Origin of the sequence: Pseudoclavibacter sp. CFCC 11306, assembly GCF_008831235.1 — a bacterium.
GTDB lineage: Bacteria > Actinomycetota > Actinomycetes > Actinomycetales > Microbacteriaceae > Pseudoclavibacter_A.
Genome location: NZ_WBKF01000001.1, coordinates 1,284,379 through 1,305,687 on the forward strand (window position 1 = coordinate 1,284,379; position 21,309 = coordinate 1,305,687).

The window sequence follows — 21,309 nt, forward strand, 5'->3', positions numbered from 1 at the left end:
GGGCTTCCCGTTCGTCGGCGCTGTCGCTCGTTAACGGGGTCGCTGCGGTGTCAGCTCGCCGGCCGAGCTGCATCGTATAAGTTCGCTGGCTCTTCTGAACGACCATCACGTAGCGTGACGGCATGAGCGCGCACCGACAGCATCCACATGACGACGTCGACATCAGACACCTGCCCGACGAGCACGCCTTCGCCCTCTACGACGGCGACGCTCGTATCGGCCGCATCGACTATGCGCGCGAGGGGACGGGATCAGACAGTGTGATCGATCTGCATCACACCGAGGTCGACAAGGAGTACGGCGGTCGTGGACTCGCCGGGCGCCTCGTGCGCACCGCAGCAGATCACTTCGCGGCTGAGGCCGACCAACCGCGGCTGAAGGCCACGTGCCCGTACGCGCGCGGATGGCTGTCGAGGCACACCGAAGACTACGGCCGCATCTTCGACCCCGAGTTCATGAAGAGACTGCAGGGTGAGGCGTCCGAGTAGCCGGTCAGACAGGCTGCGAGCCGAGGTGCGGTCTGATCAGTGCCAGAGCGTCGCGACCGCGACGTTGACGAGCGCGAGCCCGCCGACGGCATGCGCCAGGCCGACCGGCACGGTCTCACCGCGCACTGCCTTGCCGCGGCCCACGAACGCCGCAGCGGCGATCACGATCGCGAGCACCAGCTTCACGCCGATCTTGATGTAGTTGATCGTGTGCCCGTCCATTTCGGCGAGGCCGACCAGAGCGATGCCGCTGACCAGCTGCACGAGTGCGCCGATGAGCTGCCACTGCGTCACCGTCGGGGTCTTGAACGTCGCCAGCCACCCGCCGACGAGTGCCGCCGCGCCGAGAATGTGCAGAAAGACCAGGATGGAAGTGACGATGCTCATACGTCCACGATATCCACGGTCGAGCCACAGCGCCCGCGAGCACCGCCTTGCCTGACCTACAGCCGATGTTTGCGCAGCCGGAGGCGCCGGCGCAGCACGCCCTTCACGGCGCGAACGACGGACACAGCTGCGCGAGCGGACAGCTGGCGCACTCCGGCTTGCGCGCATGGCAGATGCGTCGCCCATGCCAGATGAGCTGGTGTGAGAGCTGAGTCCAGTCTTTCTTCGGGAACAGCTCCGCGATCTCGAACTCCACCTTGACGGGGTCTTTCTGCTTCGTCCAGCCGAAGCGCCGCACCAGCCGCCCGAAGTGGGTGTCCACAGTCAGCCCCGGCACTCCGAACGCATTGCCCAACACCACGTTGGCCGTCTTGCGCCCGACCCCGGGCAGCGTGACCAGCTCGTTCAGCCGATGCGGGATCTCCCCATGAAAATTCTCGACGACGCCCTGTGCCATGCCGATGAGGTTGCGCGACTTCGCCCGGAAGAACCCGGTCGAGCGAATGATCGATTCGAGCTCGATCGGGTCGGCCTCGGCGAGCGCCTGCGGCGACGGATACCGGGCGAACAGGGCCGGGGTGACCATGTTCACCCTGGCGTCGGTGCACTGCGCCGAGAGAATCGTCGCCGCCGTCAGCTCGTACGGCGAGCGAAAGTCGAGCTCGCAGTGAGCCTCGGGATAGGTCTCAGCGAGGATGCGCCCCATCTTTCGCGCACGGCGAGTGCGCGCGAGCGGCGTCTCGCGTTCGACGTCGGCCCAAGTGGTCATGCGGATGCCCGGGTCGGGTCAGTCGTGCAGCATGCTGTGACGTTCGATGATCGCGTCACGAGCAGCGCCTGTGCCGATCACCGAGATGCGTGCGCCGGAGAGCTCTTCGAGATGCTCGACGTAGGCTTTGGCATTCGCTGGCAGATCGTCGAACTCGCGCGCGGTGGAGATGTCTTCGCTCCAGCCTGGGAAGTACTCGTAGATCGGCTTGGCGTGGTGGAAGTCGCTCTGGTTGACGGGCATCTCGTCGAAGCGCGTGCCGTCGACGTCGTAGGCCACGGCCACGGGGATCTTCTCGATGCCGGTGAGCACGTCGAGCTTGGTGAGCACGAAGTCGGTGACCCCGTTGACTCGCGCGGCATAGCGCGACACCAGCGAGTCATACCAGCCGGTGCGGCGCGGGCGCCCGGTGGTGACGCCGAACTCGAAGCCGGTCTTGCGCAGGTAGTCACCGCTCTCGTCGAAGAGCTCGGTCGGGAACGGCCCGGCTCCGACTCGTGTGACATAGGCCTTGGCCACGGCGATCACGCGGTCGATGCGGTTGGGGGCGACGCCTGAACCGGTCGCTGCACCGCCCGAGGTGGGATTCGACGAGGTGACGAAGGGGTAGGTGCCGTGGTCGACGTCGAGCATGGTCGCCTGGCCGCCCTCGAAGAGCAGCGTCTTCCCGGCGTCGAGTGCCTGGTTCAGCTCGAGCGAGGTGTCATGCACCATCGGGCGCAGTCGGTCGGCATAGCCGAGCAGCTCGTCGACGATCTCTTCGGCGTCGATGGCACGACGATTGTAGAGCTTGACCAGCAGCTGGTTCTTCTGTTCGAGCGCACCCTCTACCTTCTGCCGAAGGATGTTCTCGTCGAAGAGATCCTGCACGCGCACGCCGACGCGGTTGATCTTGTCGGCGTATGCGGGGCCGATGCCGCGCCCGGTGGTGCCGATCTGGCGTTTGCCGAGGAAGCGCTCGCTCACACGGTCGAGCACACGGTGATACTGCGTGATGACATGCGCATTCGCGCTCACCCGAAGCTTCGAGGTGTCGACGCCGCGGGCCTCGATCGCATCGAGCTCTTGGAAGAGCACTTCGATGTCGACCACCACGCCGTTGGCGATGACCGGCACGACCCCGGGGCTGAGAATGCCCGAGGGCAGCAGGTGCAGGGCGTACTTCTCGTCGCCGATGACCACGGTGTGGCCGGCGTTGTTGCCGCCGTTGTACTTGACGACATAGTCGACGCTGGAACCGAGCAGGTCAGTGGCCTTGCCCTTTCCTTCGTCGCCCCATTGAGCTCCGACCAGAACGATGGCAGGCATTCGGCACCTCTCACTTGTTCGCTGTTGTGCGCCGTCGGCCCGGGAACATGGCGTTCGCCAGCAGGCACGACATTCCCAGTGTAGTGCACGGGTCTGACTGCGTCAGTAGCTCCGTGAGCCCGACCCCGAAGACCGTGAGACCTGCTCGCCGATCGCCCGGCCGTAGTCCTGAAGCACGCTGTCGAGACGGCCTTCATCCTGCAGCCGCATGAACCTGCCGGAGATGTTGCTGGTGACGTCTGCCATGGTCGACAAGGGGCTGAAGTACCAGCCGCCCTGCTCTTTGACCGCGATGAACGAGAACTGGTCGATGCCCAGCTCGCCGGCCTGCGGAGGCTCCGCGAAGTCGACCGTGACCGGCCGGCCCTGCACGGTCATAGTCACCTTGAGCTGACGGATCTCCAGACGGACGTACTGGCCCGACATCGGAAAGTCCAAGACATAGCCGTCGGGCATCACGCGCGCCTGGTCTCCGCTGACCGTGCTCGACCCATGCGTCTGCCCCAACCGCACTTGGGGGTTCGAGCTCGGCCGTCCGAATCGTTCTGCGAACGGCTGGCCGTACAGGCTGAACGCTCGTCGCTCAGCAGTCGGCAGGCTCTTGGCCACGTCGTCGTAGCGGCCGCTCTGCATCGCGTCGACCACAGCCTTGGTCGTCGTCGAGAGCGCTTCTTCGGGGCTGGACGCGCCAGGGGCCTCGGCCGCTGAGAGCACCCTCCCGCGCTGCACCTGAGCGCTGGGATGCTGCTCGTTGTACGATCCGAGCGCTGCTTCGCCTGCGCTGAGCAGCGGGCTGAAGTACCATTTCCCAGACTCTTTGACGGTGACCATCGACAGCGGCAGAGTGCTGTGCTCGTCTGGTTTCGCCAGATCGATCGTCTGCGGCAGGTCGATCTGCCGCTGCATCTGCTCTGGTGTGGTCAGTCTTCCAGGCCTGCCCTGCATGGCGGCCATGCCGTTGCTGAGATCGGCCAGTCGCTGGGCCAGTGCGTCTTCGTCGGTGGTCGAGACTGTGAGCGTGCCTGAAACGAACGTCACTTTGGACACTTCGTCGTCTGCGATCGACTCCTGACGAGTCGAGACGTCTTTCTGCTCGACATCGATCAGCTGCACCACCTGCTGCAGGCTCTGGAGCACGTCTGTCGCCTCTGCGCCCAGACCGGAGTCGCTGGCATGGGTTGCGGACTGCTGCACCAGCGGGGTGAGCACCGCGGCCTCGGATGGCGCCACCGATTCCAGCAGCTTCACCGGGTTCTTCGCGGAGAGCCCGTCGATCAGACTCACCGCGGCGGCTTCCGGAGACGAGTGGCCGCCTCCCACGATCGAGCGAACCGCCCACCAGGCTCCCCCGCCGATCGCCAGTGCGATGACGACCACGATCGCCGCGATCCAGATCCAGCGACGCCCCTTCTTCGTGGCCGTAGGCGGCTCGTCTGCTCCTGGCCGCTCTGGTGCCGTCGGCTGTGACGAGGACCACTCGGGCTGCGCTGGCTGCAGTGCGGATCCGACTGGTGGGGTGTTGTGCGGCAGACGTGGCGGAGGCCCGCCTTCACCGGTGGCCGGTTTGGTCGCCAGATCTGCAGCCTGCCGGTCAGATGCCTCGGTCGAGCGAAGTCGAGCGACCTCTGCTCTGGCCCGCTGGTCGCCTTCGCTGCCCAGCCAGTCGAGAAGTCCGGGATAGACGTTCGGGTGACGAGCGATCAGCGACCCCAGGCCAGGTTCTGCCACGGCGATCTCGGCGAGTCTGGCAGCGCTGGTGGCAGGATCGCGCACCTCGTGTTCGAGTGCGGGATTCGTCATCGGGGTTCCCTTCGGCAGAGCGGAGCAGACCTGTTCGACCTGCCTCCACCCTACCGAATGTGTTTCGCCCGACCGGAGGTCACGCGATCAGTGATCGGCAGCCTCTTCGAGCTGCTGCTGCAGATCGCCCAGACGCTCGCGCAGTGCCACGGGCACGCGGGAGCCGAAGATCTTGAAGTAGCTCTCGACGTCGTCGGTCTCGTGCAGCCAGGCCTTCGGATCGAGTGCGAAGAGCGCCTGCCAGTCTTCATCGGTGACGTCGGTGCCCTCCAGCGCGAACTCCTGCTGCCGGGGAATGACGCCGAGGACGTTGCTCTCGCCCTCGGCGTCACCGTCGAGGCGCTGAGCGATCCAGTCGATAACGCGCGAGTTGTCGCCGAAGCCCGGCCAGAGGAACGATCCGTCAGCGCTGCGACGGAACCAGTTGACGCCGAAGATGCGCGGAGCACCCTCACCGAGCGCCTCGCCGATCTCGAGCCAGTGCCCCCAGTAGTCGGCCATGTTGTAGCCGCAGAACGGCAGCATCGCGAAGGGGTCTCGGCGCAGCTGCCCCACGGTGCCCTCAGCGGCGGCGGTCTGCTCGCTGGCCATGGTCGCCCCGATGTAGACGCCGTCACGCCACGAGTTCGACTCGACCACGAGCGGGGTGTTGGTGCGGCGGCGACCACCGAAGAGAATCGCGTCGACCGGCACGCCTTCCGGGGCATCCCAGTCATCAGCGAGCGACGGCGCCTGGTCGGCGCGCACCGTGAAGCGGGAGTTCGGGTGCGCGGCAGTCGTCTCGCTGGCCGGAGTCCACTCGCGACCGCGCCAGTCGGTGAGGTGCTCGGGCACCTCTTCGGTGAGTCCCTCCCACCACACGTCGCCGTCGTCTGTCAGTGCGACGTTGGTGAAGATGACATTCTCGCTGAGCGCTTCGATCGCATTCGGATTCGTCGTGACGCCAGTGCCCGGAGCGACGCCGAAAAACCCGTTCTCAGGGTTGATCGCGTACAGGCGGCCGTCTGCCTTGGGGCGCATCCAGACGATGTCGTCGCCGAGCGTCTCGACCTTCCAGCCGGGCAGCGTCGGGCGCATCATCGCGAAGTTCGTCTTGCCGCAGGCCGACGGGAACGCCGCGGTGATGTGGTAGCTCCGGCCTGCCGGGCTGGTGGCGCGAATCAGCAGCATGTGCTCGGCGAGCCAGCCCTGATCGCGCCCCATCGCCGAGGCGATGCGCAGCGCGTAGCACTTCTTGCCGAGCAGGGCGTTGCCGCCGTAGCCCGAGCCGAACGACCAGATCTCGCGGGTCTCGGGAAACTGGACGATGTACTTCTTCTTGCTGCACGGCCACGGCACGTCGGCGATCTCGTTGCCCGCCTCGTCGCGCAGCGGGTGACCGACCGAGTGCACAGCCGGCACCCACTCGGCGCCGGCGTTGATCTGCTCGGCGACCTTGTCGTTGTCGACGCGAGTCATCAGGTGCATGCTCACCACGACGTAGGGAGAGTCGGTGAGCTGGATGCCGACCTTCGAGATGTCGCCGCCGAAAGGGCCCATCGAGAAGGGGATGACGTACATGGTGCGACCGCGCATGGCGCCGGTGAACGCCTCTTTGAGCTCTGCGCGCATCTCGTCGGGGTCACGCCAGTTGTTGGTCGGCCCGGCGTCTGCCTCGCTCTTCGAGCAGATGAAGGTGCGGTCTTCGACGCGCGCCACGTCGGTGGGGTCGGTGCGAGCGAGAAAGCTGTTCGGACGCTTCTCGGGGTTCAGCCGAATGAAGGTGCCGTCGTCGACGAGCTGCTGGGTGAGGCGATCCCATTCCTCCTGCGAGCCGTCAGCCCACTCAATGCGATCAGGCTGCAGAATCTCTGCGAACTGATCGACCCACTGGCGTACGGACTCATTGTGCTGAACCATGGAATTCGACTCTCTTCATTGATAGCTGAGGTGTTTCAGGGGGACGCCGTTGGCCCTGCAAGACCTACACTATACCGGCAATATATTTTGTGCGAACCGGTGGCCGACCGGGCGTCCGCTCCACGTCGGAGACCAGACACACACCGTGAGACGAGGGGCGCACGCCGCGCACGGCATCCGCGTCATCTCAGTGCGCCGAAGCGGCCGTTCCAGGGATCACGGCGTGCTCCCGCACCCAGTCATGCATGATCACCGCAGCCGCCGCCGACGCGTTGATCGACCGGGTCGACCCGAACTGCGTGATCTCGACGATCTCGTCCGACGCCTCGATCGCAGCCTCGCTGAGCCCGGGGCCCTCCTGCCCGAACAGGAACACACATCGCTCAGGCAGGTGCAGCCCCTCGACCGGCACCGACCCCGGCACATTGTCGACGCCGATGATCGGCAGCTCTAAGCGATGCGCCCAGTCGACGAACTCCTCGATCGTCGCGTGGTGGTCGACGTGCTGGTAGCGATCGGTGACCATCGCACCGCGCTTGTTCCAGCGTCGGTTGCCGATGATGTGCACGCGCTCGGCCAGAAACGCGTTGGCGCTGCGCACGATCGAGCCGATGTTCATGTCGTGCTGCCAGTTCTCGATCGCCACATGGAACGGATGCCGCTGCTGATCGAGATCGGCGACGATGGCCGCCATATTCCAGTACCGGTAGCGGTCGATCACGTTGCGAGAGTCGCCGTGCTCGAGCAGCTCAGGGTCGTAGCACGGGTCGTCAGGCCAGCTGGCCTGACCGCCGGGCCACGGGCCGACGCCGTGCGTGGTGCGTTCCGGGGATGCCGTGCTCGGCTCAGACTGCTGCGCGTCAGGTCGGCTGTCGGTTGCGTTGCTCTGCTCGTTCACCCGACGAGTGTAGCGCCGCAGGCCGTCAGATCAGGTCTGACACCGAGTCGAGCACTTCGTCAGGACGGAACGGGTAGCGCTCGACCTCGGCACGGTCTGAGATGCCGGTGAGCACGAGCACAGTGTGCAGACCGGCCTCGATGCCGGCGACCACGTCGGTGTCCATGCGATCGCCGATCATCCCGGTGGTCTGTGAGTGGGCGCCGATGCGCGTCATCGCCGAGCGGAACATCATCGGGTTCGGCTTGCCCACGATATACGGCTCGTGACCGCCCGTGGCCTTCGAGATCAGTGCGGCGATCGCTCCGGTGGCGGGCAGCGGCCCTTCAGGGCCGGGCCCGGTCGGATCGGGGTTCGTGCTGATGAAGCGAGCGCCGCCGAGAATCAGCCTGATCGCCTTGGCGATCGCCTCGAACGAATAGGTGCGGGTCTCGCCCACGACCACGTAGTCGGGGTCACGATCGGTCATGACGAAGCCGGCCTCGTAGAGCGCCGTGGTCAGCCCCGCTTCGCCGACCACATAGGCGCTGCCGCCGGGCATCTGGGACTTCAGAAAGTGCGCGGTGGCGAGCGCCGAGGTCCAGATCTCGTTTTCGGCGACGTCGATGCCTATCGAGTGCAGCCGTGCGCTCAGGTCGCGCGGCGTGTAGATCGAATTGTTGGTGAGCACCAAGAAGCGTCGACCGGCCGCTCGCCAGCTGCGGATCAGCTCACCCGCGCCAGGAAGGGCGCGCCCCTCCTTGACCAGCACGCCGTCCATGTCGGTCAGCCACGAGACGATGCGCGAGCGCCGTTCCGGCTCGACGGGTGACTCGGGCTGCAGGTCTTCGCTCATGACTCCAGAATGCCACAGACGTGCGAGAGTGACGGGCGCGTTCAGCGTCTGTTCAGCTCGCGGTGCGCAGGCCTCAGTTCAGACGCCGGATCCGGCGATGCAGTAGGACAGCGCCAGACCATGAGCTCAGACGTCGAGCTCGTCGACGCTGATCGCAGCCAGATACGGGATGCCCTCGGCCTCGATGGCCTCTTTCGCACCGGTATGGCGGTCGACGACGACGGCCACCGCGGCGATCTCTGCGCCGACCTTCTTCAGGGCCTCGATTGCCTTCAGCGGCGACCCTCCGGTGGTCGAGGTGTCTTCGACCACGATCACGCGCTTGCCCGTGAGATCAGGACCCTCGACCTGACGGCCCCGGCCGTGGTCTTTGGGCTCTTTGCGCACGACGAAGGCGTGATAGTGCTGCCCCGCCGCGACGCCCTGATGCAGAATCGAGGTGGCGATGGGGTCTGCCCCGAGGGTCAGCCCGCCCACCGCATAGATGTCTGGCACGTCTTTGATCAGATCGACCATGACCTGGCCGATCAGCGGTGACACTCGGTAGTCGAGGCTCACCTTGCGCATGTCGACGTAGTAGGTCGCATGCTTACCGCTGACCAGGGTGAAGTCACCGTGGAACACCGCGTCGGAGTTGATGTACGAGATGAGCTGACGGCGAACGTCGTCGATTGCGGGCGCAGAAGTCATGCCGCCATTCTACGTGTGCGCGGCGAGTGGCTCTGGCGCCGATGGCCGGCGGGGCGTGCACTCCCCCGGCGGCGCCCTGCACACCCGACCAGCGCGCGGCTCGCAGGCCCAGCGCGCCTCCGGCATCCCCCGACGTTGATAAAGTGACCCCGTGCGCATCGCAACTTGGAACGTGAACTCGATCAGGGCCCGCATCGATCGGGTCGTCGAATGGCTCGACGAGAACGACGTCGACGTGCTCGCCATGCAGGAGATCAAGTGCAAGGAGTCGCAGTTCCCGTTCGGTCGCTTCGAGGAGCTCGGCTACGAGGTGCACATGCACGGCCTCAACCAGTGGAACGGCGTGGCGCTGGTCAGCCGCATTCCTGCCGAGGACGTCGAGCGCGGCTTCTCCGGGCAGCCGGAGTTTCGCGATGTGGTCGAGGCGAGAGCAATCGGCGCGACCTTCGACGGCGTGCGCATCTGGAGCCTCTATGTGCCGAACGGCCGCGAGCTCGACGACCCGCACTACGCCTACAAGCTCGCCTGGCTGCGTCAGCTGCATGCGGATGCCGTGGGCTGGCTTGCCGACGACCCTGACGCCCGCATCGCGCTGGTCGGCGACTGGAACATCGCTCCGCACGACACTGATGTGTGGGACATGAAGGCGTTCGCGGGCAAGACGCACGTCTCACAGCCCGAGCGTGACGCTTTCGCGGCGTTCGAACGTGCGGGGTTCTCCGACGTCGTGCGCCCCTACGCCCCCGGGTACACGTACTGGGACTACAAGCAGCTGCGCTTCATCCGCGACGAAGGCATGCGCATCGACTTCGTGATGGGGTCGCCCGCGTTTGCCGCGAGTGTCGAGAACGCGTTCGTCGACCGCGGTGCACGCGAGGGTGTGCAGCCCAGCGACCATGTGCCCGTGGTCGTCGACATCGATGTGCCCGGCGCCTTCGACGACGACCGTCCGATGGCGTTCTGAGCGCTGCGCACTGACGGAGATTGCAGGCTGTCTACCGCGATTGCTCAGAATCGCCCGTATTCTGCCAATCCGTGGCGGCGAGGTGCAATCCCCGCAGGCACGCTGGGTCAGCCGCGCGTGCTGGGCTGTGCGCGGAAGCCTGCCGGCGGGGTCGTCTCATAAAGCGCCCAGACGGAGTGCGAGATCCAGAGCACGTGACAGATTCTCCACATTGGGCAGGCAGACCCGGAATTCTCCACAACGGCGAAACGCCCATATGGCGAGCTGCCATTTGCTGCGAGCATCAGAGCCATGCCGTTACCGCACCGATTCTCACCGTTCGGCGTCTGCACGACTGCGACGCTCGCCCGTGCAGGCATCTCACGGTGGCAGATCAGAAGCCTGCACGCCGACGGCACGCTCACAACGGTGCGGACAGGCTGGCATGCCGAACGTAACGCAGAGAGCGCCGTTCTGGCAGCGGTTCAGGCCGGCGGGGTACTGAGCGGACTCCACCGTCTCAAACTCCTCGCCGACGGTATCTGGCTGCCGCCCCACTCACCACGTCACATGTACACACACCACCCTGCTCACCCCCAGGGCTGGGTTGGCCACCGCTGGCCCCGACTGTGCAGCCCAGACGTGCAGTTCGGCGTGGTCCCGACGATCATCGCGCTGCGTCATGGGCTGTCGGATCAGCCGCTTGAGCAGGCGGTCGCGGTCGTCGACTCACTGGCTCGATCCTGCACGCTGGCGAAGCCCCAGCGCAGCCGACAGTCCCTCACGCTCAGCCCCACCGATCTGTTCGCCGAGCTCTCGCGTACGCCTTTCGGACGCCGAGTCATCGCGCATTCCGACTCGGCTGCCGAGTCAGGGCTCGAGAGCATCGTACGAGTGCTGCTGACCTTGGCCGGCCACCATGTCGAGGCTCAGGTGGTCATCGCACGCAGTCAGCGCATCGATTTGGTGGTCGACGGAATTCTGGCGATCGAAGTCGATGGACGCACACACGATGAGCACCAGCGCACGCTGCAGGATCGCGCGAAAGAGGCTGACATCCGCGCTGCCGGCTACCGTCTGGCCAGATACAGCTATCCGCAGATCATGCAGAACTGGGCTGGTGTCTATGCCGACATTCTGCGGCTGCTCACCATTGACTGAAACGTCTGCAGCTCCTGCCGTGTGAGCTGCCAGAGCGCGACGCCGCCCGAATTCGCACACCGTGCACCTCGGCTGGCTAAAGTCCCCCATATTTTCGCCAATCCGTAGCGGCGAGCTGCAATCCCCGCAGGTGAGCTCTCTGCAGGAGCAGGCGGGTGCAGATGCCGAGTGGGCTGGAGTAGGTGGGTGCTGGAGTAGGTGGGTGCTGGAGTAGATGGGGTGCTGGTGTGGGCGAAGCTGAGTGCGGGAGGGGAATGCAGCTGCTGAGGCTCTCAGTAGAGCAGCGCGACGATGCCAGCGACGACCGGCACCGAGATCAGCGTGCTGGTGAACGCGGTGTCTCGTGCCAGCGTCTGCCCCACGCCATAGGTCGTCGCGTAGTTGTACGTGTTCTGCGCCGTCGGCAGCGCGGCCATCACCACGGCCACCATCAGCGCATGCCCCGACAGGCCGAAGAGGTGCACGGCGAGCACCCACCCGATCGCCGGCTGCACGAAGCTCTTGACCAGCACGGCCACCGTGATGCGCCCGATCGGGCTGCCTGCTGAGAACGGACGCTTCGCGGCCAGTGACATTCCGAAGTTGATCAGCATCGTCGGCACCGAGATGCCGGCGATCAGGTGGACGGGCTCATAGATCACATCGGGAACCGGAATGCCGATCGTCACCACCGCGATGGCCACGACACTCGCGATCAGCACCGGGTTCAGCAGCACGTGTTTGAGGGTGGGCCACAAGCCGTCTCCTCCGCCGGTCACGATGTCGAGACAGATCATCGCGATCGGCGTGTAGAGCGCCATCTGGAAGAGCATGATCGGGGCGATCTGCGAGGAGTCGCCGAGCGCATATACCGCAATCGGAATACCGAGGTTGCCGATGTTCACGTAGGACGCCGACATGACTCCGATCACCGTCTCGCCGCCCTTGGGGCGCCAGATCGGCACGACCACGGCGAGATAGATCACGATCGCCGCGGCGACCGAGATCATCTGCACGCCGAGAGCCGGGGTGAGCAGATCCTGCGGCTGCGTCTTGACGATCAGGCTGAACAGCAGGCAGGGCTGAGCCACATAGAAGATCAGCTTCGACAGCACCGGCCGAGCCTCAGGCCCGAGCACCCCGCCACGCCCGAGGCCGAAGCCGACGAGAATGATGACCGTGATGACGCCGAAGCCGACGAGCACCCCGCTCACGAGCTGATTCCCGGATGCATGGTCAGACGGCCTGCCGGAACGCGTCCGGCTGATCCGCCTTGTCCGCAAGGTGCTGCAGGTGCGCAGGAATGGCACGCCCACGCTTGCGCATGGTCTGCGCCCACAGCCGACCGGCCCGGTACGATGACCGCACCAACGGCCCGGAGAGCACCCCGGGGAAGCCGATCTGTTCGGCCTCGGCCTTGAGCTCGACGAACTCCTGCGGCTTGACCCAGCGATCGATCGGGTGGTGCAGCTTCGACGGCCGCAGGTACTGCGTGATGGTCAGAATGTCGCATCCGGCCTCATGCAGATCGTGCATGGCCTGCGAGATCTCTTCACGGGTCTCGCCCATGCCGAGAATGAGGTTGGACTTCGTGATCATGCCGGCAGCCCGCGCCTGGGTGAGCACATCGAGCGAGCGCTCATACCGGAACGCCGGGCGAATGCGTTTGAAGATGCGCGGCACCGTCTCAAGGTTGTGCGCGAACACCTCCGGCTTCGCGTCGAACACCAGCTGCAGCCGCTCGGGTCTGCCGCTCAAGTCGTCGGCGAGCACCTCGACGCCGGTGCCCGGGTTCTGCTCGTGAATCTGGCGAATGGTCTCGGCATACAGCCAGGCGCCGTCGTCGGGCAGGTCGTCGCGGGTGACACCGGTGATCGTGGCATAGCGCAGATCCATGCGCGCGACCGACTCGCCGACACGACGCGGCTCGTCCATGTCGAGCGGCTCGGGCTTGCCCGACATGATGTCGCAGAAGTCACAGCGCCGAGTGCAGATCGCGCCACCGATGAGGAACGTCGCCTCACGGTCTTCCCAGCATTCGAAGATGTTCGGGCAGCCGGCCTCCTGGCAGACCGTGTGCAGCCCCTCGTTCTTCACCAGGCCGTGCAGCTGCTGGTACTCGGGGCCCAAGTGCGCTCGCGTCTTGATCCACGAGGGCTTCTTCTCGATCGGGGTCTCGGCGTTGCGGCGCTCGACGCGGCGCAGTTTTCGCTCGCCGTCCTGTCTGAGGTTGCGCAGGTTGCCACGCGACGGCCCCGCGGTGCGTGCCGGCATGGTGGGCATGCCGAGACTGGCCGGGCCGGCGGATGCGCTGGCACCGTGAGAGCCGCATCCGCAGCCGCCAGCGGCGTGGGCCGCGTCAGCATTCGACTTATGCGAGCCCCCGCAGGCGCAGCCGGCGTCCTGCACTGCCGCGCCCGGCGCGGTCTCGACGCGAGTTGCGAGCATTCGGGCGACATGATCGGGAACGGGCTGAGTCATGAGACGGCGACCTCCTCGATGAGCTTCTCAAGATGGGGGGTGACGATCGGCACCATGTCGGCGGGCGTCACGGTGCGGCCGAGCACCTGCGAGATGCTGGTCACACCGGCATCGGTGATGCCGCAGGGCACGAAGGTGTGGAAGACGGAGTTGTCAGTGCTGCAGTTCAGTGAGAAGCCGTGCGTGGTCACGCCGCGCGAGGCGTGGATGCCGATCTGCGCGATCTTCTCGTCGGTCGGCAGCCCCGTGTTGACCCAGACTCCTGACCGGCCCTCGACGCGAAAGCCGTCGATGCCGATCTCTGCCAGCGAGTCGATGAGCGCCTGCTCGACCGACCGCACGTAGGGCACCAGTCGCAGGTGCTCGCGCAGTTCGAAGACGGGGTAGCCGATCAGCTGGCCCGGCCCGTGCCAAGTCACTTTGCCGCCGCGGTTGATCGGTACGACGGGCGTGCCGTCGGTGGGGTAGTCTGCGGGGTCTGCACGACGACCTGCGGTGTAGACCGCCGGGTGCTCGAGCAGAAAGACGTCGCCACGGCTGTCGCCCGCCTTCACGGCGGCCTCGGTTCGCTCCTGCAGGTCGAGGGCCTCGCGGTAGTCGACGAGGTCGGGGGCGAGCCCGACCACCTTGATGGGGATCCCGGTGGCAGTGCTGACGTTCACACCTGTCACACTATCCCATCTCGATGACACGAAATGACACCCACCACTCGACCATAATGTGAGGCATGCAGACCTTCACGCCGCCAGACGGTCGCTGGCACCCGGATGTGCTCGGCGACGACTTCGAACAGCGCACCCTGCCGTTGGGCGTCGACGCAGAAGGCGACGTCTTCGCAACCCTAGTCAGATATCGGCCGAAGGATGCCGCACGCAGCGCGCAGCCCGGGCGTCTGCCCGCCGGCGGGCAGATCTTCGCCGGGTGGGACGTACTTTATGTGCACGGCTGGAACGACTACTTCTTCCACCCTCACGTCGCACGATGGTTCGCCGAACGCGGCGCGCGCTTCTATGCGCTCGACCTGCGCAAGTACGGCCGAAGCCTGCGTCCCGGGCAGACGCATGGGCTGATCTCGAATCTGAGCGAATACGACTATGACATCGCTGCGGCGCTCGAGGCGATGGCAGACGATCCGTTCGAGCCGACACGAGCCAGACGCCCGCTCGAAGAGATCGCGAGCCTGCTCACTCCTGCACGCAGCCACCACGCTCACAAGCGTCGACTGGCGCTGTTCGGACATTCGACCGGCGGTCTCATCCTCAGCCTCTGGGCAGATCGGCATGCCGGTCGGGCCGACGCCCTGCTGCTCAACAGCCCCTGGCTCGAGCTGCAGGCGAAGGCCATCGGGCGACAGGTGATCGCGCCGATGCTCGAGCTGCAGTCCCGAGTCGATCCGCACAACACGCTGCCGTCGATCGACTTGGGCTACTACAACCGTTCGGTCAGCGCCGAGGCCCGAGGACAGTGGACGTTCAACGAGGAGTGGCGGCTGCCCCGCGGCTGCGACATGCCGGCGATCTGGCTGTCGGCGGTGCTCGCCGGGCACGCGCGCGTCGCCGCCGGGCTCGACGTGCGCATCCCCATTCTCACCATGACCTCGGCACACAGCACGCTGTCGACCACGTGGAACGATGCGATGCTTCGCACAGACAGCGTGCTCAACGTTCGCGACGTCGCCGAGCGAGCCCTCGGCCTGGGGCCGGAGGTCACAGTGGTGCGCATCGAAGACGCCCTGCACGACATCTTTCTGTCACGACCTCGGGTGCGGCAGGCCGCCTTCGACTCGATCGCCCGTTGGGCCGGCGGCTACCTGCGCTGAGGCGCCGCCGGCCTGATCATCGCGGTCGGCCGAGCAGGCGACCGCTCACTGCGTGAGCCGGTCGACGTATTCGCGGTTCTCGTCAGACCACTCGCGCACGGGACGCGTGTAGTCGTTGCCGTCGACGCCGCTGTTGAACATCGCGTTCTCGAGCGAGGCGAGCGTCGCGGTATCCATGCGGAAGCCGCGCATCCAGCGCACCAGATCTGGGTCGTCGTCTTCGAGACCGGCCCGGGCGAAGCTGTGAATCTGCTCGGCCTGACCGAGTGTGCCCAGTGGATCCTCGAGATCGCGGATCGGGAACGCGTCGTACGCCCAGTGCGGCTTCCACAGTGTGACCACGATGTTCTTGCCGCCACTGGTCGCGTTCTTCAGCTCGGTGAGCATCGCGGTGGTCGACGACGTCGTGTAGTCCATGCCCTGCAGACCGTACTGCGGGATCACCGCCTCTTTGGTGATGCGGGTGAGCCCGGCGCCCGGTTCGATGCCGATCAGACGGTTGTCGAACGCGTCGGCGTTCGCCGCCAGTTCGGAGAGCGACGTGATCGGAGCATCCTCGTTGACGGCGATGGTCAGCTTGGCCTCGTCGTTCCAGGCGCCCAGGTCGATCATCTTGTCGCCGTACTGCTCGATGTAGTCGCGATGGGTCTCAGGCAGCCAGGTGTCGAGCACCAAGTCGAAGCTGCCCTGCGCGACACCGGTGTAGGCGGCGGCCGGGTCGACATTGGTCAGCTGCACCTTGTACCCCTTGCCTTCGAGCTCCTGCTTCCACAGCCACGAGGCCGCAATGCCCTCGTCCCAGCCGTTCATGACGGCGATGCGCACAGTCTTCTGCGTCGAGCCGAGCCCGGAGAGACCGCCGTTGAAGATGCTCGCGAGCACCAGCACCACGACCCCGCCCAACGCGATCAGCGTGTTGCGACGCGTGTGACTGGCAGCCGGGCCGGACGACTCCCCTGCGCCGGCATCCGCCGAAACGGGGCGCGCCGACGTCGAGACGCGACGCCCCATGGCAGAGGTCACACGGTCGAGGTAGACGGCCAGGATCACGACCGACAGCCCGGCCTCGAAGCCGAGCGCCACGTCGATGCGGCTCAGGCTCTGCACCACCGGGCTGCCGAGGCCGTCGGCTCCCACCATGGCCGCGATGACGACCATCGACAGGCTCAGCATGATCACCTGGTTCACGCCGGCCATGATCGACGGCAAGGCGAGCGGCAGCTGAATCTGCTTGAGGATGCGCCAGGGCGAGGCCCCGAACGACCGCCCCGCCTCGACGACTTCGGCATCGACGCCGCGGATGCCGAGCTCGGTGAGACGCACGCCGGGAGCGAGCGAGAAGATGATCGCGGCGACGATGCCCGGCACCACGCCGACCGAGAAGAGAATGATCGCGGGAATCAGGTAGACGAAGGCAGGCATCGTCTGCATGAAGTCGAGCACCGGTCTGATGATCTTCGAGGCGGTCTGCGACTTCGCCGCCAGAATGCCCAGCGGCACGGCGATGATCACGGCGATCAGACTCGCGACGATCACGAGCGCGAGCGTGTCCATCGCATTCGACCACTGATTCAGCGTGTAGACGAGGGTGAGCCCGACCAGTGAGAAAAGCCCCAGACGCCAGGTCGCGACCCACGTGACCAGTGCGGCCAGCAGCAGGATCACCACCCAGAACGGCGGGGTGACGAGCAGCCAGGCGAGGCCGTCGTAGATGCCGCCGAATCCGACGCCGATGCCGGTGAAGAACCAGCCGAGCACGTCGGTGATCCAGGAGATGAAGTCGGCGACCCAGTCACCGAGCGGAATGCGAACGATGGGATCCATCAGTTGACCTCCTCTCGGTCGTCAGCCGCCGCTTCGGGCGCAGCCACGGCATCCGCTGTCGCACCGGTGCCGATGCTCACCGACTCGCGAGGTTCGCCTCCGCTGTCGATGGCGCCCTGCAGCGCTGCGTGCGCCTGCTCGGTCAGGGTGTCGCCCTCGGCCAGCGCCCGCACCTCCGGGGTGATCACGTCGATCGCCTGCGTCGTCGCCGGCACGCTGCCGAGCGAGGCCAGCAGCGTGGCGCGTGGGATGCCCCCGAGCAGCCGACCGTGGTCGTCGACGACGCCGAGTGGGATCTTCGAGATGACCGACGGGCGCACCAGATCGGCCAGCAGCTCGTCGGGGCCGACGGTGATCGAGGGCTGCACGACCGAGCTGAGATCGGTGACGCCGTCTTTGATGAGACGGGTCGCGTCGCGGTCCGAGACCACTCCGCGGTATTTGCGGCCGCGGTCGAGCACGAACACGAAGGGGATCTGCTGCTCGCGCATCAGCCGAAGCGCAGTGCGCGGGCCCGAACCGATCTGCACCTGACCGAGGATCGGCTCCATCACACTGCGCGCGGTGAGCACGCGCGCACGGTCGACGTCCTGCACGAACTGCGCGACGTAGTCGTTCGCCGGGTCGGTGAGGATGTCTTCGGGCGTGCCGCTCTGCACGATGCGTCCGTCGCGCATCACCGCGACGCGGTCGCCGAGGAACATCGCCTCGTTCAGGTCGTGTGTGATGAAGACGATGGTCTTCTTGAGGTCTTCCTGCAGGTCGAGCAGCTGCTCCTGCATCTCTCGGCGAATCAGCGGGTCGAGCGCCGAGAACGCCTCGTCCATGAGCAGGATGTCGGTGTCGGCGGCGAGCGCACGCGCCAGCCCGACGCGCTGCTGCATGCCGCCCGAGAGCTCGCCGGGATACTTGCTCGCCCAGTCACGCAGCCCGACGCGTTCGAGCACCGTGATGGCCCGCTCGGTGCGTTCGGCCAGGTCGACGCCCTGCACCTCGAGGCCGTATGCGGCGTTCTCGAGCACGGTGCGGTTGGGCAGCAGGGCGAAGTGCTGGAAGACCATCGAGATGCGTTTGCGACGCAGCGCGCGCAGCTCTTTGGGATCGAGATCGCTCAAGTCATGGCCGAAGATGCTGACCGACCCTGCGGTCGGTTCGTTGAGCCCGTTCAGCATGCGGATCAGCGTGGACTTGCCCGAACCCGACAGCCCCATGACGACGAAGAACTCGCCGCGATCGACGGTGAAACTGGCATCGATGACCGCGGCTGTGCCGAGCTGGGTGAGCTCGCTGCGGTCGGCGCCCTCTTTGAGGCGCCGAATCACTTCTTGGGGTTTTCTGCCGAACACCTTGTACAGATGTTCGACTTCGATCACGGCAGACGTCATGCTCACCTCCGTGGCACGTCGTCGGGAGCTGGCGCTGCAATGCGTGGCGCTCAGACGTCGTGCCGAGTGTCGCGAACGGGTCGCCGCGGGTCTGAGACACTCACCGGATCAAGCCTGGCCTTCATGGCGGCGATCAGTGAGACCATACGTGCGCGGTTCGCACGCCCCTGCGACAACCATACGAATGACCGCGGAGCAGAGCCCGTCGCGATCACGCGCGTTCTAATGTGCTCCAAGCAGTGTACGCCACTGCGCCGCGACTTCTTTACCTGGTGAAAGAGATGTGGAGCCGAGCCCTCAGGCCCGACCCCACATCCGCGACTCACGGCGCTGTCATCGCAGCGGTCTCACGTCAGCCCTCGACGACCCCCTCGGCATCGACCTCCAAGCCGTCTCCGTCAGGCTTCACCGTGACGCGCACGCTCTGCCCGTCACGCACCTCGCCGGCCAGCAGCTTCGTGGCGAGCTGGTCGTCGACCTGTTTCTGCACCAGACGACGCAGCGGGCGAGCTCCATAGACCGGGTCGTACCCCTTGTCTGCCAGCCAGGTCTTCGCCTCGGGCGAGACGACCAGGCGCAGCCGGCGCGACTCCAGGCGAACGCCGAGCCGTTTGATGTACAGATCGACGATCTTCGTGAGCTCCTCTTTGGTGAGCGAATCGAAGAGCACGATGTCATCGAGGCGGTTCAGGAACTCCGGCTTGAACGTCTGATGCACGACCTGCATGACCCGCTCGCGCTTGACGTCGTCGGCGAGCGATGCGTCGATCAGGAACTGGCTGCCCAAGTTCGACGTGAGAATCAGAATCGTATTGCGGAAGTCGACCGTACGACCCTGACCATCGGTCAGGCGACCGTCGTCGAGCACCTGCAGCAGCACGTCGAAGACGTCGGGATGAGCTTTCTCGACCTCATCGAGCAGCACCACTGAGTACGGGCGGCGCCGCACGGCCTCGGTCAGCTGACCTCCCTGTTCGTAGCCCACGTAGCCCGGAGGAGCTCCGACGAGACGAGAGACCGTGTGCTTCTCTCCGTACTCCGACATGTCGATGCGTACGATCGCGCGTTCGTCGTCGAAGAGAAACTCGGCGAGCGCCTTCGCCAGCTCGGTCTTGCCCACACCGGTCGGCCCCAAGAACAGAAACGATCCGGTCGGACGATTCGGGTCGGCGATGCCTGCGCGGGTGCGCCGAACGGCCTCGGCGACCGCGTGAACGGCGGCCTTCTGCCCGATCAGACGCTTGCCCAGCTCGTCTTCGAGGTGCAGCAGCTTCTCGGTCTCGCCCTGCAGCAGCTTGCCGACGGGGATGCCGGTCCAGGCTGCCACGACTTCGGCGATGTCGTCTTCGGTCACCTCGGTGCTGACCATGCGCTCGCCATTGTGCTCGGCGGTCTGTTCGGCCTCTTCCGCCTGTTTCAGCTGGCCCTCGATGGCACGAAGCCTGCTCTCGATCTCAGACAGCTTCTTCCAGACGCCCGGATCATTGCTGCCGCTGGCGAGCTGCTCGTTGAGCAGCCGCTCCTGCTGCTTCTCAAGGTCGGCTTTGCGCTCGCGCAGCTCTTTCGCGCCTTGGAAGACCTGACGCTCCGACTCCCAGCGCGTCTTCAGCTCGTCGAGATCATGCTCGACCTTCGCTTTGTTCTTCTGCACGTCTTTCAGACGATCCTGGCTCGCCGCATCAGACTCCTTCTTCAGCGAGGCCTCGGCGATGTTCAGTCGTGCGAGCTCACGGTTGAGCGCGTCGATCTCTTCAGGCGAAGACTCCTGCTCCATCTTGAGTCGGCTGGCCGCTTCGTCCATCAGGTCGATGGCCTTGTCGGGCAGCTGACGATCGGGGATGTAGCGATTCGACAGCTGTGCGGCTGCGACGAGCGCACCGTCAGTGATGCGCACCCCGTGGAAGTTCACGTACGTGTCTTTCAGACCGCGCAGGATCGCCACGGTGTCTTCGACACTGGGCTCGCCGACATAGACCTGCTGGAAGCGACGCTCCAGTGCGGAGTCTTTCTCGATGTACTCGCGATACTCGTTCAGGGTGGTCGCGCCGATCAGGCGCAGCTCGCCACGAGCCAGCATCGGCTTCAGCATGTTCGCGGCGTCCTGCCCGTCACCGGCGCCCGCACCCACCAGCGTGTGGATCTCGTCGATGAAGGTGATGACCTGGCCTTCGCTCGCCTTGATCTCGGCGAGCACCTTCTTCAGCCGCTCTTCGAACTCGCCGCGATACTTTGCACCGGCGACGAGTGCGCCCAGATCGAGCGAGATGAGCTTTTTGTCTTTCAGTGAGTCTGGAACGTCTCCCTTCACGATGCGCTGTGCGAGCCCTTCGACGACGGCCGTCTTGCCGACGCCGGGCTCGCCGATGAGCACCGGATTGTTCTTCGTGCGACGGGTGAGCACCTGCGACACCCGACGAATCTCGGCGTCGCGACCGATCACCGGGTCAAGCTTTCCGCTCTTCGCGATCTCGGTCAGATCGGTGCCGTACTGCTCGAGCGCCGACTTCTCCTCCTGCTGATTGGGCTGTTGGCCCTGTGGCTGCTGTGCCATGCTGTCTCCTTTCGTGCGGCGAGCCCTGTCGTCTCGTCCGCACCTGCGGTGAAACCTCAGTCAGACATGTGCGATACCTGGGGCCGCCACCG

18 protein-coding genes are annotated in these 21,309 nt (G+C 65.7%); 4 read left to right on the forward strand and 14 right to left on the reverse strand.

The genetic code is table 11. From position 1 onward, the window contains the following. The first annotated feature begins 122 nt into the window (after positions 1-122). The gene (locus F8O09_RS05750; protein ID WP_158030681.1) at positions 123-488 is read left to right on the forward strand and encodes a GNAT family N-acetyltransferase; all 366 of its coding nucleotides are present in this window, start codon (positions 123-125) and stop codon (positions 486-488) included. A 36-nt stretch (positions 489-524) separates the two neighbouring features. Here F8O09_RS05750 and F8O09_RS05755 read toward each other — a convergent pair whose 3' ends face one another. The 8 genes from F8O09_RS05755 to pyrE all read right to left on the reverse strand — a co-directional run bounded on the left by F8O09_RS05755 (position 525) and on the right by pyrE (position 9,074). Next, positions 525-875 (reverse strand): hypothetical protein, encoded by a 351-nt coding sequence (locus F8O09_RS05755; protein ID WP_158030680.1) that lies wholly within the window; start codon positions 873-875, stop codon positions 525-527. 103 nt (positions 876-978) lie between these two features. Then, the gene (gene nth / locus F8O09_RS05760) at positions 979-1,644 is read right to left on the reverse strand and encodes an endonuclease III (protein WP_158030679.1); all 666 of its coding nucleotides are present in this window, start codon (positions 1,642-1,644) and stop codon (positions 979-981) included. An 18-nt stretch (positions 1,645-1,662) separates the two neighbouring features. Continuing rightward, the gene (locus F8O09_RS05765) at positions 1,663-2,952 is read right to left on the reverse strand and encodes an adenylosuccinate synthase (protein WP_158030678.1); all 1,290 of its coding nucleotides are present in this window, start codon (positions 2,950-2,952) and stop codon (positions 1,663-1,665) included. 102 nt (positions 2,953-3,054) lie between these two features. Then, positions 3,055-4,752 carry a hypothetical protein gene (locus F8O09_RS05770; protein ID WP_158054240.1) on the reverse strand — a complete coding sequence of 566 codons (1,698 nt, stop codon included), beginning with the start codon at positions 4,750-4,752 and terminating at the stop codon, positions 3,055-3,057. A gap of 87 nt (positions 4,753-4,839) precedes the next feature. After that, positions 4,840-6,651, reverse strand: a complete 1,812-nt coding sequence (locus F8O09_RS05775) for a phosphoenolpyruvate carboxykinase (GTP) (protein WP_158054241.1) — start codon at positions 6,649-6,651, stop codon at positions 4,840-4,842. Between the two features lie 187 nt (positions 6,652-6,838). Next, the gene (locus F8O09_RS05780) at positions 6,839-7,549 is read right to left on the reverse strand and encodes a TrmH family RNA methyltransferase (protein WP_158054242.1); all 711 of its coding nucleotides are present in this window, start codon (positions 7,547-7,549) and stop codon (positions 6,839-6,841) included. A 25-nt stretch (positions 7,550-7,574) separates the two neighbouring features. Beyond that, entirely contained in the window at positions 7,575-8,384 is an 810-nt protein-coding gene (locus F8O09_RS05785; protein WP_158054243.1) for an HAD-IIA family hydrolase, read from the reverse strand. A gap of 126 nt (positions 8,385-8,510) precedes the next feature. Further along, on the reverse strand, positions 8,511-9,074 hold the full coding sequence (pyrE, locus tag F8O09_RS05790; RefSeq protein WP_158030673.1) for an orotate phosphoribosyltransferase: 564 nt from the start codon (positions 9,072-9,074) through the stop codon (positions 8,511-8,513). 151 nt (positions 9,075-9,225) lie between these two features. Between pyrE and F8O09_RS05795 the strand changes: the two genes are divergently transcribed. Together F8O09_RS05795 and F8O09_RS05800 are read left to right on the forward strand one after the other, a co-directional pair. Next, a complete protein-coding gene (locus tag F8O09_RS05795; RefSeq protein WP_158054244.1) occupies positions 9,226-10,038 on the forward strand; it encodes an exodeoxyribonuclease III in 813 nt (270 codons plus the stop codon). Positions 10,039-10,329: 291 nt separating this feature from the next. Then, positions 10,330-11,178, forward strand: a complete 849-nt coding sequence (locus tag F8O09_RS05800; protein ID WP_158054245.1) for an endonuclease domain-containing protein — start codon at positions 10,330-10,332, stop codon at positions 11,176-11,178. Positions 11,179-11,450: 272 nt separating this feature from the next. Here the strand turns inward: F8O09_RS05800 and F8O09_RS05805 are convergent, their stop codons facing one another. From F8O09_RS05805 to lipB, 3 genes are all read right to left on the reverse strand, one after another. Next, positions 11,451-12,371: an AEC family transporter gene (locus tag F8O09_RS05805; protein ID WP_192496612.1), complete on the reverse strand. Its 921-nt coding sequence runs from the start codon at positions 12,369-12,371 to the stop codon at positions 11,451-11,453. A gap of 22 nt (positions 12,372-12,393) precedes the next feature. Beyond that, positions 12,394-13,431 carry a lipoyl synthase gene (gene lipA, locus F8O09_RS05810; RefSeq protein WP_158038688.1) on the reverse strand — a complete coding sequence of 346 codons (1,038 nt, stop codon included), beginning with the start codon at positions 13,429-13,431 and terminating at the stop codon, positions 12,394-12,396. Positions 13,432-13,634: 203 nt separating this feature from the next. Further along, complete coding sequence (gene lipB / locus F8O09_RS05815) at positions 13,635-14,300, reverse strand: lipoyl(octanoyl) transferase LipB (RefSeq protein ID WP_158042342.1); 666 nt, start codon at positions 14,298-14,300, stop codon at positions 13,635-13,637. 65 nt (positions 14,301-14,365) lie between these two features. On the opposite strand from lipB, the gene F8O09_RS05820 reads away from it, so the two are divergent. Beyond that, positions 14,366-15,457: an alpha/beta hydrolase gene (locus F8O09_RS05820; protein ID WP_158054247.1), complete on the forward strand. Its 1,092-nt coding sequence runs from the start codon at positions 14,366-14,368 to the stop codon at positions 15,455-15,457. Between the two features lie 45 nt (positions 15,458-15,502). On the opposite strand, the gene F8O09_RS10620 is transcribed toward F8O09_RS05820, so the two are convergent. The 3 genes from F8O09_RS10620 to F8O09_RS05835 all read right to left on the reverse strand — a co-directional run bounded on the left by F8O09_RS10620 (position 15,503) and on the right by F8O09_RS05835 (position 21,217). Next, on the reverse strand, positions 15,503-17,281 hold the full coding sequence (locus F8O09_RS10620) for an ABC transporter permease/substrate binding protein (RefSeq protein WP_158054248.1): 1,779 nt from the start codon (positions 17,279-17,281) through the stop codon (positions 15,503-15,505). After that, positions 17,281-18,666, reverse strand: coding sequence for a quaternary amine ABC transporter ATP-binding protein (locus F8O09_RS05830; protein ID WP_158054249.1), 1,386 nt, complete (start codon positions 18,664-18,666; stop codon positions 17,281-17,283). The genes F8O09_RS10620 and F8O09_RS05830 overlap by 1 nt, the downstream gene beginning before the upstream one ends. Positions 18,667-19,018: 352 nt before the next feature. Next, positions 19,019-21,217, reverse strand: a complete 2,199-nt coding sequence (locus F8O09_RS05835; protein WP_158054250.1) for an ATP-dependent Clp protease ATP-binding subunit — start codon at positions 21,215-21,217, stop codon at positions 19,019-19,021. Positions 21,218-21,309: the final 92 nt, after the last annotated feature.